This window comes from Corynebacterium ihumii (genome assembly GCF_028609825.1).
GTDB classification, from domain to species: domain Bacteria; phylum Actinomycetota; class Actinomycetes; order Mycobacteriales; family Mycobacteriaceae; genus Corynebacterium; species Corynebacterium afermentans.
In genome coordinates this window covers 1,111,612-1,128,880 of sequence record NZ_CP063190.1, presented here as the reverse complement: position 1 = coordinate 1,128,880, position 17,269 = coordinate 1,111,612, and the positions used below count along the sequence as shown (strand labels likewise).

The following is a 17,269-nucleotide window of genomic DNA, read 5'->3' as shown; positions in this document are numbered from 1 at the left end:
ATGGCGCAAGACGGAACTAGCGGCGTCGTCACGCTTGCGCCCGAACAGGGCGAGCGCGTGCGCGGCGTCGCTGCCGGTTTAGGCGGACTGTCCACCGACGACCTTGAGATCACCCGCCCCGAGCTGTTTGAGGCCCGCCGCACAGGCGAGATTGGTCTTATCCACTCGTGGGAGCTGGTCACAGCTGTCGACGGCCCCGGCACCCGGATGACCATCTTCTTGTCCGGTTGCCCGCTGCGGTGCAAGTACTGCCACAACCCGGACACGATGGAAATGAAGGACGGCACGCTCGAGCAAATCGACGATGTCGTGCGCCGCGTGCTTCGCTACAAGCCGGTGTTCAACGCCTCTGGTGGCGGACTGACCCTCTCCGGCGGTGAGCCGCTATTCCAGATCGCGTTCACTCGTCGCCTGCTCAAGGCAGTCCACGACGCTGGTGTGCACACCACGATCGACACCTCCGGATTCCTCGGCTCCCGCCTGACGGACGAGGACCTGGACAACATCGATCTGTTCCTGCTGGACGTGAAGTCGGGTCTGCCCGGCACGTACGAGAATGTCACCGCGCGCCAGCTGCAGCCGACGATCGACTTCGGCGACCGGCTGCACGAAAAGGGCAAATCGGTGTGGATCCGCTTCGTGCTTGTGCCCGGCCTGACGGACAGCGAGGACAATGTGCAGGCCGTGGCCGACATTGTCGCACGCTGGAAGGGCACCGTGGAGCGCGTTGAGGTCCTCCCCTTCCACAACATGGGCGAGGACAAATGGAACCGCATTGGCATGGACTACGAGCTCAAAGGGGTCTCTCCCCCGTCGCCGGAGTCCGTGGAACACGTCCGCGAGATCTTCCGCAGTCGCGGTCTGAACGTATTCTAGCGAGGTTCTTTACACGCGCTAACCCGCATTAAGGGCGGTTGTCGGAAACGGGGTTGTGCAGTTTTGCACCCCCGTTAGACAACCGCCCGTTAGCGCGTAATATCACCTAAGTTGACCGGCGCGCCCCGCAGCGCGCTCTCCCGCCGCACAGGGGCGAACGCTTCATGCCTCGAGCCCCTCGTACCAGTGAAAGGGGGCTTGAAGCTATGCCGCCTCGTATCCCAATGCCGGGGCAACGTCCAAAGAAGGTACAGCCCCCCACGCGCAGCATTCCGGTCCCCCTCGAACGCCAAATCGACTTCTGCCGCGTGTTCGTGGACGGCAAGCGCCAGCCTGGCAATGTGCGCATGGCGCATGCGCTGGAGGTTGTAGAGCGCTACGAAAATGCCTTCGTGTGGCTCAGCCTGAAAGAGCCGTCTACGGAGCAGATGGAAAAGATCGCGGAGATCTTCGACATCGAAGACCTCGTGGTCGACGACGTTGTGGACGCTCACCAGCGCCCGAAAATCGAGCGCCACGACGAGCAGCTATTCATGGTCGTGCGTTCGGTGTCCTACCGCGACGATGAAGAGGTCGCGGACGCCCGCGAGATCATTTCCACCGGCGAGGTGCAGATGATTGTCAGCGAGAAGTTCGCCATCACCATTCGCCACGGCGCACACCTGCCAGATCTGACCCCAAAGATCGAGGATGAGGAGGATCTGGCCGTGCTCGGCCCCACGGCTGTTGCTTGGGCGGTGTCGGACTACTTGGTGGACAACTACCTCAAGGTCACCGACCTGTTGGAAAACGACGTGGACGAGCTGGAAAACGAGGTGTTCACCCCGCGCCGGGACATCAACATCGACAAGATCTACACCTACAAGCGTGAGATTTTGGAGATGCGCCACGCCATCGATCCGCTCGCTCCCGCCTTGCGCAATGGCTTGACCAACAACAAGGACTTCATGCGAAAGGTGTTGCGCACCTACTTCCGCGACGTGCAGGACAACTCCACTATCGTCAGCGACCGCCTGTCCGGCTTCGATGAGCGTCTCACGTCGCTTCTTGATGCGTCGGTAGCAAAGATCACCATGCAGCAGAACTCGGACATGCGCACGATCTCTGCGGTGGTCGGGATGGCTGCCGTGCCGACGCTGATCGCCGGTATCTACGGCATGAACTTCGAAGTCATGCCGGAGCTGGGCTGGCGCTACGGCTACCCGGCCGCGCTGCTGGTCATGTTCGCGGCGATCACGGCGATCTGGTGGTGGTTCCGCAAGAACAACTGGCTGTAGCTAGACCTCTAGCACCATCAGCTTCAGGTTGGTCACGGCGGCCAGTTTGCCGTCGGCGGTCATCTCCACTCGCCAAAGATGCGTTCGCTTACCGACGTGCACGGGCTCGGCCACCGCACGAATCGTCTGGCCTCCCCGCACGCTGCCGAGCAGGTCAGTGTAGTTGCTCATCCCCACCGCGGGCTTTCCGCTCGCAGCCACCGCTGCGATAGATGCCAGCGTCTCCCCGATCACGCAGTAGAGTCCGCCGTTGACGATGCCGGTGGGCTGCAGGTGGCGCTGTTCCACCTCAAGTTCGCCTTCCAGGCGGTCCTTGGAGCAGTAGGTCAGCTTCAGCCCGAGGGTCTGGGCGAAGTCGAACTCGACGGAGTTGATGTACTCGAGCTCTTCGCTGCTCAGCGGGACCTCGATGACCTCTTGGTACAGGCGCAGATTCTTCTCCATGTCCATGGCGGCCAATCATACGGGCGCGAGCGGATGCACCCCGCGTAGAATCCGGCGTATGACTGCTACACGCAACGGTGACCAGCTTGCTCAAATCGGTGTTGTCGGTATGGCGGTGATGGGCTCCAACCTCGCCCGCAACTTCGCCTCCAAGGGCCACACGGTGGCGATTTTCAACCGCTCCCCGGAAAAGACCCGTGCGGTGATCGACGAGTTCGGCCACGAGGGCGACTTTATTCCCGCGGAGACGATCGAGGAGTTTGTCGCGTCGCTGGAGCGCCCGCGCAAGGCCGTGATAATGGTCCAGGCCGGCGCCGCCACGGATGCGGTGATCGCCCAGATCGTGGAGGCGATGGATGAGGGCGACATCATTATCGACGGCGGCAATGCCCTGTTCACCGACACCATCCGCCGCGAACGCGAGGTGGCCGCTGCCGGCCGCCACTTCGTCGGCGCTGGCATCTCCGGCGGCGAGGAGGGCGCGCTGCGCGGGCCGTCCATCATGCCCGGTGGTCCGGCGGAGTCCTGGGAGACCCTCGGGCCGCTGCTGGAGGACATCTCCGCGAAGGTGGACGGCACCCCGTGCGTGACCCACATCGGCCCTGACGGCGCCGGGCACTTTGTCAAAATGGTGCACAACGGCATCGAGTACGCCGACATGCAGGTCATCGGAGAGGCCTACCACCTACTGCGTTATGCGGCGGGCCTTGAGCCCGCAGAGATCGCCGACATCTTCACGGAGTGGAACAAGGGCGACCTGGATTCCTACCTCATCGAAATCACCGCTGAGGTGCTGCGCCAGGTGGACGCGCGCACCGGCAAGCCGTTCATGGACATCATCGTGGACGCCGCCGGCCAGAAGGGCACCGGCCGCTGGACGGTCAAGGAGGCCCTGGACCTCGGCGTGCCCACCACGGCCATCGGCGAGGCCGTCTTCGCCCGCGCGTTGTCTTCTGCCCTTGCGCAGCGCGAAGCGGCCCAGGAGATCGGGTTGCCGGCGGGTGAGACGACGACGTTGGACACCGTAGGCGTCGATAAGCAATCGTTCATTGAAGACGTACGACGCGCGCTCTACGCCTCCAAGCTGGTGGCGTACGCACAGGGCTTCGACGAGATCAACGCCGGCTCCCAGGAACACAACTGGGACATCAAGCCGGGTGATCTGGCGCGTATTTGGCGCGGCGGCTGCATCATCCGCGCGAAGTTCCTGGACCGCATCACCGAGGCGTACGAGAAGGATCCGGAGCTGCCGTCGCTGCTGCTGGACCCGTATTTCAAGGGCGAGCTGGAAAAGGGGCTGGTGGATTCCTGGCGCCGCGTCGTCGTCGCCGCGACCCAGCTGGGCCTGCCTGTGCCGGTGTTCGCTTCCTCGCTGTCCTACTACGACTCGCTGCGCACCAAGCGCCTGCCGGCCGCCCTGATTCAGGGCCAGCGCGACTTCTTCGGCGCCCACACGTACAAGCGCGTGGACATGGAGGGCACGTTCCACACCACCTGGTCCGGCGAGCGCGAGGAACTCAGCTATTAGTTCGGCTTTTCCCGGGTACCCCTGACCGCGTAGACTGCACTGAATGACTACTTTCGCCGACCTCGGTTTGCCCCGGGCCATTGTCAACGTCTTGAGCAAGCAGGGCATCACCGAGGCCTTCCCCATCCAAAAGGCGGCGATCCCCGACGCGCTCGCCGGCCAGGACGTGCTCGGCCGCGGACCGACAGGCTCCGGCAAGACCTTCACGTTCGGCCTGCCCATGCTGGCGCGCCTCGCCGGTGCGCCGAGCTCCCCGGGCCACCCGCGCGGGCTGGTGCTGGCGCCGACGCGTGAGCTTGCCGCCCAGATCCGCGAGCGCCTCGAGGACCCGGCGGCCGCGCTGGGTCTGCGCGTGCTCGACGTCGTGGGCGGAGTGAACATCAACCACCACATCCGCTCCCTTGCCTCTCCGGTGGACCTGCTGGTGGCCACCCCCGGCCGGGCCGAGGACCTGATCAACCAGAAAAAACTCTTCTTCGACGCCGTGGAGATCACCGCGCTCGACGAGGCAGATCAGATGGCGGACATGGGCTTTTTGCCGCAGGTGCGCAAGCTTTTGGACCGCACACCGAAAGACGGCCAGCGACTGCTGTTTTCCGCCACCCTCGACGGGGACGTGGAAAAGCTCATCACCCGCTACATGCACGATCCCGTGACCCACTCCACCGCCCCAGTGCAGGCCGCGGTGGACACGATGGACCACTACCGCCTCCTGGTGGGCGGCCGTGAGGAGCGCAACGAGATCGCCCTGCAGATCGCCGCGCGTGAGGGCAAGACGATCATGTTTATGCGCACGAAGCACGGTGTGGACCGCCAGGTGAAGAAATTGCGCCGCGCTGGCATCCAGGCCCAGGGCCTGCACGGCGACAAGGGCCAGGGTGCGCGTACCCGCGCACTGGAGGGCTTCGCCGACGGCTCCACCCCGGTGTTGGTTGCGACAGATATCGCCGCGCGCGGCATCGACGTCGACGACGTCTCCCTGGTCGTGCACGTTGACCCGCCCGCGGAGCACAAGGCGTACCTGCACCGAGCCGGCCGCACGGCGCGCGCGGGCACGTCCGGCACCGTGGTCACACTCGTGATGGACGACCAAACCAAGGAAGTTGCGCAGCTTTTGCGCAAGGCTGGCGTTAACGCGCCCGAGGTTCGGGTGGCTCCGCTGTCGGAATCCTTGGTTACAATCACCGGTGCACGCAAACCGGAAGGCGCGCCACTTCCTCCGCCGGGCCAGCCCCGGCGGACCAACAAGCCCGCTGCCTCCGGCAACCGGAGCCGCAATGCTAACCGCGGCGGCGGAAACAACCGCAGCCGCGCTCGCCGCTCAGACCGAAGTCGAAGGAGCAACGGCCGCTAAGGCACAGACCACCATCCATGGACATATTCTTATCCATTCTCGCCCTGCTGGCGTTCGTGGTGCTCACGGCGTCGACCGGGCTTTTCGTCGCAATCGAATTTGCCATGACCGGCTTAGAGCGGTCCACGATTGAAACTCACGTCAAAGAGCGCGGCGACGGCACGGCGCGTGCGATTGCCCGCGACCATGCAAACCTCTCGTTCGTCCTTTCCGGCGCGCAGCTGGGTATTACGGTGACCACCCTCGCCGCCGGTTTCCTGGCGGAGCCGGTGCTGGGCAAGTTCTTTACTCCGGCGCTGGAACTTGTCGGTCTTTCCGCGAACGCATCCACCACCGTCGCGCTCGTCCTCGCGCTGGTTGTGGCGACGTTTTTGTCCATGGTCTTCGGCGAGTTGGTGCCGAAAAACGTCGCTATCACGGACCCGCTGAACACGGCCCGCGGTGTGGTGCGCCCGGTGCACTACTTCAACACGGCAACCAAGCCGTTCATCCTGTTTCTCAACACCGCCGCGAACTGGGTCGTGCGCAAGATGGGCATCGAGCCTGCCGACGAGCTCGCCTCTGCCCGTTCCTCCCAGGAGTTGGGGGCGATGGTGCGCAACTCCGCTGAGGCGGGTGGCCTGGACGCGGCGACAGCGGCGGTGATCGACCGCTCGCTTCGCTTCGGCGAGACCACCGCCGAAGAGGTGATGACGCCGCGCTCCACCATCGACTCCTTGGATGCGGACGAGACGGTCGCGGACCTGATCACCCTCGCGCGCGAAACCGGCCACTCCCGCTTCCCGGTACGCCGCGGCGACTTGGACGACACCCTCGGCGTGGTCCACATCAAAGACGCCTTTTCGGTTCCGCACGAGTTCCGCGCCACAACGAAACTGGCCTCACTTGCCCGTCGTGTGCCGTTCGTGCCGGGCACACTCGACGGCGACTCCGTGCTCAACCGCGTCCGCTCCGCCGGATCCCAGGTAGTGCTGGTGGCGGACGAGTACGGCGGTACCCAGGGGTTGGTGACCATCGAGGACCTCGTCGAGGAAATCCTTGGTGAGGTCTACGACGAGTACGACGACCGGGAAAGCGAAAAGGACTTCACCCGCTTCGGCACGTCCTGGGAGGTCGCAGGATTGGTGCGCTTGGACGAGTTGGAGGAACGCACCGGTTTCGCAGCCGTGGACGGCCCCTACGAAACCCTCGGCGGGCTGATCATGGCCACGTTGGGGCGCATCCCCGAGCTTGGTGACGAGGTTGTGCTGCGCACTGCTTCCGCGGCGAACTTCAAGGAGGAGCTGCAGTCCGGCGGCGCCGGCACCTGGCTCGCGCAGGTCTCCGAGATGGACGGCCGCCGCATCGACCGCGCACTGCTGCGACCTATTCCTCCCGAGCAAGATGCAGGAGAGGCGGTGGATGCCAAGTGAGTATCTGGTTAGCTGTCCTACTGATCGTCGCGCTGCTCGCCGCCAACGCGTTTTTCGTGGCCGTCGAGTTCGCGCTAGTCTCCTCGCGAAAGGACCGCCTGGAGTCCCTGGTTGCGCAGGGCAAAACCAAGGCTGAGGGCGTGCTCTACGCTACCGAGCACCTTTCGATCTACCTCGCCGGCGCGCAGTTCGGCATCACCGTGGCGTCGCTGATTCTGGGCAAGGTGGCCGAGCCCGCCATCGCCTCCTACATCGAGGCTCCCTTTACGGCCCTGGGCATGCCCGCTGACCTGCTGCACCCGGTCGCCTTCGTCATCGCCCTGCTTATCATTTCGTTTCTGCACATCCTCTTCGGTGAGATGGTGCCGAAAAACTTGGCTATTGCGGGCCCGGAGAGCATGGCCATGTGGCTAACCCCGGCGATGACGCTGTGGATGAAGCTCACGCGACCCCTGCTGGAGTTCCTCAACTGGGTCGCGCGCAGAACCCTGCAGCTGTTCGGCATCGAGCAGCGCGATGAGCTGGAGTCCACCGTGGATCAGGAGCAGCTGGCCACCATGATTCAGGAATCGCGCGAGGAGGGCCTCCTGGATGCCGAAGAGACGGTGCGCCTGGCCAAGGCGCTGCGCCAGGATTCCCGCCAGCTGAAGGAAGCCATGATTCCCCTCGCACAGGTCACCGCCATCCCGTACGACCCACGCGGCATCCGCCTCTCCGTCATCGAACAAGCGGTGCAAGACACCGGCTATTCCCGCTTCCCCGTCCGCATCGACGCCAGCTCGCTGGCGGGCTACGTCCACGTCAAAGACATCCTCGACCTCATGGAGTTCCCGCAGGGCGACCCGCGGGTTTCACTTAAGCGCATCCGCCCGCTGAGCACTGTCGAGGCCACCCAGTCCATGGACGACGCCCTCGCCCAGCTGCACCGCCGCTCCGCGCACATGGCAGAGGTGCACGACAACGGCAAGCTTGTCGGCGTGGTCGCCCTGGAGGACCTCATCGAGGAGTACGTGGGCACGGTCTCCGACTGGACGCACGAGGGCGAATAATGCAGGTGCTCGCGCCCGAGGAATACCTGCCTCGCATGAAGGCACACGCCGCCCGCGCCGAGCGGTGGACCGCACCGAGGGTGGCGCGCCGGGCGCGCGGCCAGTACCACCCCGTGTGGGACTTCCTCTTCGACTATTACCCGCAGCGCCCCGCCCACCTGAAGCGGTGGCACCCGGGTGTCGGTGTCGCGCTCGAAGACGCCTCCTCGCTCCCCCACGCCGGTTGGCGCGATTACGTCTGCGACGAAGACAAAGTGCTTGTCGACGTCCAAAGGTTTCTCTCCCACCGCCACCACGACGTGGAGGAGGCTGCGGCGATCCTTCGGTCCGTCGATAAGCGAGAAGCCCATTTCGACTGCTTCGGCATGCATGAATGGGCAATGGTGTACCGCACCGACAACCCACGCCACAGCCTGCCGCTGCGGCTCGGGGCTGAGGGCACGAACAAGGTAGTCGAGTCGCACAACGTGAAGTGCACCCACTTCGACGCGTTCCGCTTTTTCACCCCCGCAGCGCGGCCGCTGAACCTCACCGTGCTCACCCGCGAAGGGCAGGCGGACAACGACCAGGCAGGATGCGTGCACGTGAGCATGGACCTGTACAAGTGGGCGATGAAGCTCGGACCTTTAGTTCCAGGCGAGCTGCTCATGGATGGTTTCGAGCTCGCTGCCGACGCCCGCAGGCTGGACATGGAGGCCTCCCCGTACGACTGCCGGGGTTTGGGCTTCGGTGTCGTGGCCGTGGAAACGCCTGAGGGTAAGGCCGAGTACGTCGCCCGCCAGCGCGAACTCAGCCGCCGCGCACAACCGCTGCGCCAGCGGCTTGTCGCGGTCATCGACGCCGCCTATGACGGCTAGACTCGAAGACGATTTTCACTCGTTCGATCGATAAAGGCGGCGATTCCGGTGGCGAAGCACGCAAGCGGCAAAAACAACTACAGGCTGTCCGGAGAGCTCATTGCCTTACTGGTGGTGCTGGCCCTGATCGCAGCGGCCGCTATCTGGTGGCTGTCTACGCGCGGGGATGACGCCGACAGTGCTGAGGCGCAGCCGGAGGACTGCGTTGCGGGCGAGCTGGTGCTTCCTGTTGCGGCCTCCGACAAGGGGGCGGGCCAATCGCTTGTCGACGCCTACGGTGCGTCCTCCCCCGTCGTCCGCGACTACTGCGTGAAGCCCCAGCTGGTGGATTCCGTCGCTGACGCCGCAGTTTTTGTCGCGCCGAACACGGCGGTGACGCACCAGTCGTTGGATAGCGCCGGCCGCACCCCCGCCGTGTCTGATGCGCAGCCCGCGTACAGCGAAACCGTCGGCGTGGCAGGCAAGGACGAAATCAAGTTCGAGGACCTGACTGCGGATAAACTCCGCTTCGCCGTCTCCGAGGAATCCGCCGCCTCGGCGCTGGTGGCGTCTCAGGTGGTCGGCAACGACAACGACGCCGTGCAGGCACTGACCGACCAGCGCATCGCCAGCGCATCAGAGCTCAACGCCGACGCCGGCGAGTACCTCGCCACCGCCGAGGATGCCGTGCCGGAGGGCCTGAAGTTCACCCCGGTCGGCGCTGACGCTGTCTACACCGCGTTCCCGCTGAACCAGAACGACAAGGTCGACGAGAACCAGGCCCGCGCCGGCCAGGACTTCGCCCGCTTCGCCTCCGAGCACTTCGACGGCTCTGCTAAGGACCAGCCGGCCGTCTCCGACCTGGTCTGGGCCGCAGCCCTGCCCACTGGCGGCGAGGCCATCACCGCGGACGAAAAGGAGGACAGCGACACCCAAAACGCCGCGGATCCTGACAAGGCGGCGGACGAAGCCGGTTCCAACCCCGCCGCCCTGCAGCCCGAGAACACCCTGTTCCTCCTGGACACCTCCGACGCAATGAGCCCGTACATCCAGCCAGCGAAGGACGCAATCGCGAACGCCGCGCTCGAGCTCGGCGCCCAGGGCAAGCAGGTCGGACTGTGGAACTACTCTTCGCCGCTGAACCCGGGTGTTGTGGTGGGCTATCGCCAGAACATCACGGTCTCCCCCGATGCCGACTCCGTTGCCGTGGCAGTGCGCCGCTTCCTCACCGGTGGTGTGCCCCAGACCCGCCAGGCAGTTGAAGCCGCCGCGGGTGCCTATGGCACCGGGGATGCGAAAACCCGCATCGTCCTGGTTACCACTGGCACGGCAGACGCCGGCGACGACAATGCCTTCGAAAATGCAGTTCGCGGTGCCGCCGGCGACAAGGTGGAGATCACCGTTGTCCGCGTCGGCGAGGGTGAGGCGGACCAGGCGGTCGAGGCCCTTTCCGCCAAGGCTGTCGACGCTGCGCAGGCCGACGCCATCGAGGGTGCCGTGAAGCAGGCTTCCGGCCTGTAAGCTCCTCGGCTGCCCCGGCTGCCCGGCCCCCCCGGCTGGCCTGCCTCACAGACCCTGGGAGGCTCATCCTGGGAGCGTGTCAAAATCGAGCGAACCCAGGCTCTGCCTCCCAGGGTTTGTGGGGGGCGAGAGCACAGAAGAAGGCCCGGGCTGGTGGGAGTGATCCCAGCCCGGGCCTTGAAGGTCTGTGTGCCTCTTAGGAGGTCTTGCGACGGCGGCGGTCCGCCAGCTCGTCGAAGCCGATGACGTTGTCTGCACCGTCGTCGATCACGCGCTCCGACGGGAATGCGGAGATGGTGCCGGTCAGTTCCTTCATGATCTGCGGCACGGCGATGCCGAACACGCCCTGCCCGCCGCCGAGTAGGTCGATGATCTCCTCGTTGGAGCGGCACTCGTAGACGGTCACGCCGTCCGAGACGAGGGTGATCTCGGCGATGTCGGAGACGCCGCGGTCGCGCAGCTTATCCACTGCGAGGCGGATGTTCTGCAGCGAGATGCCAGTGTCGAGCAGGCCCTTGACAATCTTCAGAACCAGGATGTCCTTGAACGAGTACAGGCGCTGGGAGCCGGAGCCCTTGGCGCCGCGGATGGACGGGCGCACCAGGCCGGTGCGTGCCCAGTAGTCGAGCTGGCGGTAGGTGATGCCGGCGACCTGGCAGGCGATCGGCACGCGGTAGCCGACTTCGTCGGACGGGCCGACGTCGAAAAGCGACTCCTGCACAGCGTCGAACAGGCCGTCCTGATTTTCCTCGATGATGCTCACGTAATTACTCCCATGAAAGTTAGCTCGAAGCCTAATGACTATTAAAGGGTAAGCATACGCAGCCGGTCAATAGTCACATGCGTAACACGCCGAAACTCTCAAGGAATACTTGAGGGTTTTACTCCTCTTCGGGGGTGCCCTCCCCCAAATCCGAGTCCTCCACGCCGAGGCTGCGCATCAACGCCTCGAAATCCGCGTCCGCTTGGGCGTCGCCGCTGGCGGATGCGGGCTCATCGGTGAAGCCCTCAACTTCGATCTCCGCCTGCAGGTAGCGCTCGGCGTCCTCCTGCGACAAAAATACTGAGGCTTGGGAGGCGACCGTGTCGTCGACAGTCAGCTCCATGTCCAGCTCGCTGGCTAAAAGCAGCGCATCTGAGGCACGCAGATCAATCTCGGTGCCGCCGTAAAGCGTCAACGTGGCCATGAACGTGCCGTCGACATAGCTGGACAGCTCAAGCCCCTCGGCGCCGCTTGTGGACGTTCGGATGATCTCTGCCATCGCGTCGACGGGGCGCGGGCGGTTCGGGGCCCACCCGTCCAAGCGTGCGGCCAGCTCAGCGCCCTCCATCGGCGGAAGCCACACGGGGATGCACCGCCCGTTCGTGGGGCGCTGCAGCAACGCGCACAGAAAATCTTCCGGGCCGACCGGAAGCACGCCAATGAGGTTGACAGCCTCCATTAGCTCCCCAGCTGCTTGCGCAGCTCGTTTTTCACCAGCGACGCGTGCAGGGACACCACCAGCGCGGACATCTGCTGGCCAATCTCCTCGGCCTTCTGCTTCGCGGTGACCTTGCCCGATTTGGACACCGGCTCCGCGACCTGGTTGATCATGTCGGCTTGGCGGGTGGCCGCCGTGCGCAGAGTTTTCAGGTGGCGGGCGTCGAAGCCGAACTCGGACAGCGACAGCGCGGTGGTGACGGTGCGAACGTCGTCGGCCGTGAACAGCCCGGCAGCATCCGGGGTGATCAGGCCGACCTTGATGTACTCCTCCACAGTGGACGGATCCGCCTGGGCCTGCTCCGCCACGTCCGTGTCGGTCAGCTGCGTCGCCGCCGGCGCGCGGAAGTTCTCCGGGGAGATCATCGGCTCGGACTCGCCCGCGGAAAGGATCGCGGTGACGTGGCCCGAATCCATCGCCTCGAGCTGCTCGCGGATGACCTTCAGCGGCAGGTAGTTGTCTCGCTGCGTGACCAGGATGTAGCGCAGACGCTCCACGTCTTCCTCGGTGAAGCGGCGGTAGCCGGAGGCGGTGCGCTGCGGAGTGATGAGCCCTTCGGACTCGAGGAAGCGGATCTTGGAGACGGTCACGTCCGGAAACTCGGTGCGCAGACGTTCAAGCACCACGCCGATGGACATGGTCTTCGCGGTCTTGGTTGCCTTGGCGGCCTTTGCCGGCTTCGCGGGGGTAGCGGCAGGTGCCGTCTGACGGATTGCGCTCACGTGATCGAACTCTTCTCTAACTAGTTGCCGGCGGTGATGAAGACCAGACGGAATTTACCAATCTGGATTTCGTCGCCGTTGGTCAGCTCCTGGGAGTTACGCGGCTCGCGGTTGACGTAGGTGCCGTTGAGCGAGCCCACGTCCACGACTTCGTAGCCGCCATCGTTGCGGCGGAACTCTGCGTGACGACGCGACACGGTCACGTCGTCGAGGAAGATGTCCGCCTCCGGGTGGCGGCCCGCGGTGGTGGAATCCTGATCCAGCAGGAAGCGCGCACCTGCGTTCGGGCCGCGCTTGACTACGAGGAGCGCCTCCCCATCCGACAGCTGGTCCGCACCGGCGGCGGTGTCCGCAGACGTCGCAGCTCCGGACTCCATCTCCTTGAGCAGGTCTGCGCGGAATACCGAGGTGGTTTCGACCTGGTTCTGCGGCGTGTTGTCGCTCATGGGTAACTCCTGACTTTCGAGTCGTGGTTGAGATCTCTCGCCATAATAGCGTCCGGCCCGCCCGAAGGGGCGGCTACCGAAGAATGCTTAGCGGAAAATGTTGCCGATTCCGGAAATCACGGAGTTGCCGGAACCCGCCAACGGGTTATCGGAGACCATGTATGTCCACGTCGCGCTCGGACGCTTCCACCCTGCATCTGCCAGGTGCGCGCCGTCGGCGTCGATGTCCACCGAGTTGAATGTTTCCACCGCCGCGGCGACCGCACGGTTAGCCAAATCCTTGAACTCGCGCACGGCGATGCGGTGGTATTCGTCGATCGGCGTTTCGCGCGCAATGGCGCGCAGGTGGATGGATTCGCGGACGTCGTCCATCAGCGCCAAGTGCTCGGACCACTCCGCGTCCAGGTGGAACAGCATGATCTCCCGCGCGGCCTGCTCGAGCACGTCCTGTGGCAGGCGCGAAAGCTCGGCGGCGCGTTGCGGGGAGCGCTCCGACAGCTCGCGCCAGGCGGTGTCGGTGTCCAGCAGGGCGGCGCGGCGCTCGTCCAGGATGTCTCGGTGGTCCGCCAGCAGCTTGTTGTACTTCCAGGTCTGTGAGTGGATCTCCAAAAGCTGGCCTTCGGTGACGCGCTGACAGTGCTCGATGAAGTGCTGCGCGCGGTTGCCCGAGATGCGGCCGTCCGGTTCCGGCTGGGCGGAAAACTGCTCGCCGTCGCCGCCGGAGGTGACAATGTCGTCGTCGAGGGAGACGAAGAAGACGCTCAATCCGGGATCGCCCTGGCGGCCAGCACGGCCGCGCAGCTGGTTGTCCAGGCGGGCGGTGCGGTGCCGCGCGGTGCCGATGACGGCCAAGCCGCCGAGCGAGGCAACCTTGTCGTGGTCGCACTCATCTGCACCACCCAGGCGGATATCGGTGCCGCGGCCCGCCATCTGCGTAGAGACGGTCACACGCCCCACGTCGCCGGCCTCCGCGACAATGCGAGCTTCTTCCGCGTCGTTTTTAGCGTTGAGCACGTTGACCGCGATGCCGCGGGCCTCCAATGCCTCTGCCAAAGCCTCGGACTCCGCCACATCGTGGGTCCCCACGAGTACCGGCTGGCCGGTGGAGTTGATGCGCGCGATCTCGTCGACGATTGCCGAGTTCTTCTCCTCCATCGTCGCGTAGATCCGGTCGGCTTCGTCGAAACGCTGCAGCTCGTTGGCGCGGTCGATCACAGACACGTGCAGGCCGTAGAAGCTGCGCAGCTGGTCGGTCGCCTCCACGGCGGTACCGGTCATGCCGCACACCAGCGGGTAGCGGCGCATGAGCGCCTGCAGGGTGATGGAGTCCAGGATGCGCCCGCCTTCGGACACGTCCAACCCCTCCTTGGACTCCACCGCCGCCTGCAGGCCGTCGGGCCAGCGCTGCAGCTCCGCCACTCGCCCGCGGGAGGCGTCCACGAGCGCGACCTTGCCGTCGTCGACGATGTAGTGCACGTCCCGGATCAGCAGCGCCTTCGCGTGCAGCGCCAGGTTCACACGAACGAGAGTGGTGCCGATGTGCTCGTCGGAGTACAGCGAGTCAATCCCCAGCAGGCGCTCCACCTTCTTCGCCCCGTCGTCGGTGAGGAAGGCATTTCGCCCGTCCGCGTCGATGGTGTAGTCGGTGTCCTCGTCCAGCTTCGACACGGCCTCGGTGATCTGGCCGGTCGCCTGCTTGGAGCCTTCGGAGCCGGCGAGCACGAGCGGCACGAGCGCCTCGTCCACAAGCACGCTGTCCGCCTCGTCGACCAGCGCGACGTCTGCAGGCAACTGCACCGTCTGCTCGCGGGAGGTGATCTGGTTGTCGCGCAGGTGGTCGAAGCCGATTTCTGTTACCGGCGCGTAGATCACGTCGCTGCGGTACGCCGTGACGCGCTCTTCGCGTGTCGACGACTCCGTGACCGCCGCCACCGTCAGCCCGAAGAACTCCACGAGCGGGCGCATCCACTCCGCATCGCGCGCGGCTAGGTAGTTGTTCACCGTGATCAGATGGACGCGCTTGCCCTGCAGCGCGAACCCGGTGGCGGCCATCGCGCCGACGAGAGTTTTGCCCTCGCCGGTGGCCATCTGGATCACGTCGCCCTCCAGCAGGCGCAGCACGGCCTGATTCTGCACCTCGAACGGCGTCATGCCCAGGGTGCGCTGGGAGGCGACCGACAGCCCGGCGAGAAAGCGCGGCTTGTCAGCGATGGCACCGTCGCGCACGATGGAGGCGACTGCGGAGGCGAGCGAAGCATCGTCGAGAAGCGAAAGCTCCTCGATTAACCCGTGCGCGCTGGCGACAACGGCTTTCGACTTCTTGTTGTTGCGCTCCGAGGTGGAGCCCATGGCCTTCCAGAACCAGTCAAACTTGCCCATAAGGGCTAAGAATAACGCCAACGTGCCAAACAGTTGGTGCGACGATTAGTCTTGCAGCGAAAGTAACCGTTGCGTTGAACCGCCGAGCCGCAGGAGGAAACGGCTACCCATGCTGTCTATGAACGTGAAAGTCCCGTCGTCCAAGGGCCACATGATGGCTGCGACCATCGACCGCCCCGACGGACCCGCGCAGGCCTACGCCATTTTCGCGCACTGCTTCGCCGGCTCCCGCCACACGCCCGGTGCCTCCCGCATTGCCAAGCGGCTGACCGAGCACGGCATTGCCACCCTGCGCTTCGACTTCCCCGGCCTGGGCCAGTCTGAGGGCGAGTTCAAGGACACCTCGTTTTCCGAGAATGTCGACGACATCGTCGCTGCTGCCCTGTGGCTGGAGGAGAACTACAAGGCCCCGCAACTGCTCATGGGCCACTCCCTCGGCGGCGCCGCCACCTTGAAGGCCGCCAGCCGCCCTGAGCTGAAAAAGATGATCAAGGCGGTGGCCACCGTCGGCGCGCCGTTCGACCCAGCGCACTCGGTACTGCACTACGCGCACGCCATCGGTGAGGCGGATGCGAACGGCTCCGTTGGCGTGGTGCTCGGCGGCCGCGAGCTGACCATCTCGCGCGAGTTCCTCGAGGATCTGGCTGAGACCAACCCGGAGGAGTACCTGCCCAAACTGCGCAAGCCGCTGCTTGTCGTGCACTCGCCTATCGACGTCACCGTCGGCATCGACAACGCCCAGAACATCTTCTCCCTGGCGCGCTACCCCAAGTCCCTGATGGCGCTGGACAAGGCGGACCACCTGCTCACCCGTCAGGGCACCGCACAGCGCGCCGCAGACATCATCGGCTCCTGGGCGCAGCAATACATCCAGCCGCTGTTCGTCCCGGCGAAGACCACGGACACCAACGCCGTGTCCTACTCCGCGCGCGGCACGAAGTACGGCGACGTGGTGCGCACCTCCGACCGCGCGATCACCACCGACCGTTCCAAGAACACCGGCGGCAAGGGCCAGGGTGTCACCTCCACCGGCCTGTACATGTCCGCGCTCGCCGTCAGCTGCTCGCAGGCGGTGCGTGAGGCGGCCAAGGGCATGCAGCTTGACGACGTCCGCGTGGAAGTCAACCACAACGGCGACGGTACCTTCACCCGCCTGATCACCCTCTACGGCGACCTGACGGACGACGAGGTGGAGACCTTGCGCGCCGCGGGTGCGGCCTCCACCGTGGACGGCTACGTGGCCAAGGGCGAAATCGAAACGACTGCGGAGACCGCTTCGCTTGAGCGCCGACGCCGCCAGAACAAGCTCCACCGCGCGGAGCGCCTGGGCAAGTAATGGCTGAATCCGGGTTGTGGGCGGACGTGCGGGGCTTGTGCCCCTGCGGGCAGGGTCTGCCCTACGAGGCGTGCTGCGGGCGCTACATCGACGGCGCTGCTGCGGCGCCCACCGCCGTGGCGCTGATGCGCTCGCGCTACACCGCCTACGTGCGCGGCGCGGGCTCCTACGTCGCGGAGACGTGGGCGGCCGAGACGCGGCCGGCGGATCTGGCCGTGGACCCGTCCGGTGAGCCGTTTACCCGGCTCCAGGTGCTGGATGCCGCCGGCGGCGGGCCTTTCGACGCCGAGGGCGTAGTCGAATTCGCCGCCCACCACCCCGGCGGCGTGATGCGGGAGCGCTCCCGCTTCGAGCGCCGCGCCGGGCGCTGGGTCTACGTCGACGGTGTAGTCCAGTGATCGACCGGTGACCAGCCAGTTTTGGGCGCGTATGACAGTGTTGTAATATCGGGCGAGTTACAGTTTCAGCCTCGCGCTGAGCAGTAGCGGATCGGGCTGTGGCGCAGTTTGGTAGCGCACCACACTGGGGGTGTGGGGGTCGCAGGTTCAAATCCTGTCAGTCCGACAAAAATACCCCTGGGGCCACGGCGATACACGCCAGGCGCCAGG

At 65.3% G+C, this 17,269-nt stretch carries 16 protein-coding genes and 1 tRNA gene; 11 read left to right on the top strand and 6 right to left on the bottom strand.

Translation table 11 applies throughout. The features are described 5' to 3' along the window. Positions 1-876 (top strand): pyruvate formate-lyase-activating protein, encoded by an 876-nt coding sequence (gene pflA / locus CIHUM_RS05600; protein ID WP_034999041.1) that lies wholly within the window; start codon positions 1-3, stop codon positions 874-876. A gap of 206 nt (positions 877-1,082) precedes the next feature. After that, positions 1,083-2,153 carry a magnesium and cobalt transport protein CorA gene (locus CIHUM_RS05595; RefSeq protein WP_034999043.1) on the top strand — a complete coding sequence of 357 codons (1,071 nt, stop codon included), beginning with the start codon at positions 1,083-1,085 and terminating at the stop codon, positions 2,151-2,153. Here CIHUM_RS05595 and CIHUM_RS05590 read toward each other — a convergent pair whose 3' ends face one another. Beyond that, complete coding sequence (locus CIHUM_RS05590) at positions 2,154-2,603, bottom strand: PaaI family thioesterase (RefSeq protein ID WP_239218927.1); 450 nt, start codon at positions 2,601-2,603, stop codon at positions 2,154-2,156. Positions 2,604-2,655: 52 nt separating this feature from the next. On the opposite strand from CIHUM_RS05590, the gene gndA reads away from it, so the two are divergent. From gndA to CIHUM_RS05560, 6 genes are read left to right on the top strand one after another with little or no spacing between them, the layout of a single operon-like run. Further along, positions 2,656-4,125, top strand: coding sequence for an NADP-dependent phosphogluconate dehydrogenase (gene gndA, locus CIHUM_RS05585; RefSeq protein ID WP_034999045.1), 1,470 nt, complete (start codon positions 2,656-2,658; stop codon positions 4,123-4,125). Between the two features lie 43 nt (positions 4,126-4,168). Further along, entirely contained in the window at positions 4,169-5,479 is a 1,311-nt protein-coding gene (locus tag CIHUM_RS05580) for a DEAD/DEAH box helicase (RefSeq protein ID WP_034999047.1), read from the top strand. Positions 5,480-5,496: 17 nt separating this feature from the next. Further along, positions 5,497-6,891 (top strand): hemolysin family protein, encoded by a 1,395-nt coding sequence (locus tag CIHUM_RS05575; RefSeq protein ID WP_034999049.1) that lies wholly within the window; start codon positions 5,497-5,499, stop codon positions 6,889-6,891. Then, positions 6,888-7,940, top strand: coding sequence for a hemolysin family protein (locus tag CIHUM_RS05570; RefSeq protein WP_034999051.1), 1,053 nt, complete (start codon positions 6,888-6,890; stop codon positions 7,938-7,940). Before CIHUM_RS05575 ends, CIHUM_RS05570 begins: the two co-directional genes overlap by 4 nt. Before the next feature lie 35 nt (positions 7,941-7,975). Beyond that, positions 7,976-8,797 (top strand): 3-methyladenine DNA glycosylase, encoded by an 822-nt coding sequence (locus tag CIHUM_RS05565; protein ID WP_392389863.1) that lies wholly within the window; start codon positions 7,976-7,978, stop codon positions 8,795-8,797. A gap of 48 nt (positions 8,798-8,845) precedes the next feature. Continuing rightward, complete coding sequence (locus CIHUM_RS05560; protein ID WP_034999055.1) at positions 8,846-10,297, top strand: vWA domain-containing protein; 1,452 nt, start codon at positions 8,846-8,848, stop codon at positions 10,295-10,297. A 196-nt stretch (positions 10,298-10,493) separates the two neighbouring features. On the opposite strand, the gene CIHUM_RS05555 is transcribed toward CIHUM_RS05560, so the two are convergent. From CIHUM_RS05555 to secA2, 5 genes are all read right to left on the bottom strand, one after another. Next, the gene (locus CIHUM_RS05555; protein ID WP_034999379.1) at positions 10,494-11,051 is read right to left on the bottom strand and encodes a MerR family transcriptional regulator; all 558 of its coding nucleotides are present in this window, start codon (positions 11,049-11,051) and stop codon (positions 10,494-10,496) included. A 127-nt stretch (positions 11,052-11,178) separates the two neighbouring features. After that, entirely contained in the window at positions 11,179-11,739 is a 561-nt protein-coding gene (locus CIHUM_RS05550) for a bifunctional nuclease domain-containing protein (RefSeq protein ID WP_034999057.1), read from the bottom strand. Then, positions 11,739-12,500 (bottom strand): transcriptional regulator FtsR, encoded by a 762-nt coding sequence (gene ftsR, locus CIHUM_RS05545; protein WP_034999059.1) that lies wholly within the window; start codon positions 12,498-12,500, stop codon positions 11,739-11,741. The genes CIHUM_RS05550 and ftsR overlap by 1 nt, the downstream gene beginning before the upstream one ends. Before the next feature lie 20 nt (positions 12,501-12,520). Further along, positions 12,521-12,946, bottom strand: a complete 426-nt coding sequence (gene odhI, locus CIHUM_RS05540; RefSeq protein ID WP_034999061.1) for an oxoglutarate dehydrogenase inhibitor Odhl — start codon at positions 12,944-12,946, stop codon at positions 12,521-12,523. 87 nt (positions 12,947-13,033) lie between these two features. After that, positions 13,034-15,325, bottom strand: a complete 2,292-nt coding sequence (gene secA2, locus CIHUM_RS05535) for an accessory Sec system translocase SecA2 (RefSeq protein ID WP_273680248.1) — start codon at positions 15,323-15,325, stop codon at positions 13,034-13,036. 109 nt (positions 15,326-15,434) lie between these two features. On the opposite strand from secA2, the gene CIHUM_RS05530 reads away from it, so the two are divergent. The 3 genes from CIHUM_RS05530 to CIHUM_RS05520 all read left to right on the top strand — a co-directional run bounded on the left by CIHUM_RS05530 (position 15,435) and on the right by CIHUM_RS05520 (position 17,225). Then, positions 15,435-16,661, top strand: a complete 1,227-nt coding sequence (locus CIHUM_RS05530) for a bifunctional alpha/beta hydrolase/OsmC family protein (protein ID WP_081634428.1) — start codon at positions 15,435-15,437, stop codon at positions 16,659-16,661. Next, positions 16,661-17,059: a YchJ family protein gene (locus CIHUM_RS05525; RefSeq protein ID WP_051106391.1), complete on the top strand. Its 399-nt coding sequence runs from the start codon at positions 16,661-16,663 to the stop codon at positions 17,057-17,059. The genes CIHUM_RS05530 and CIHUM_RS05525 overlap by 1 nt, the downstream gene beginning before the upstream one ends. Positions 17,060-17,151: 92 nt before the next feature. Further along, positions 17,152-17,225 (top strand) — tRNA-Pro (locus CIHUM_RS05520). The last annotated feature ends 44 nt before the right edge of the window (positions 17,226-17,269 follow it).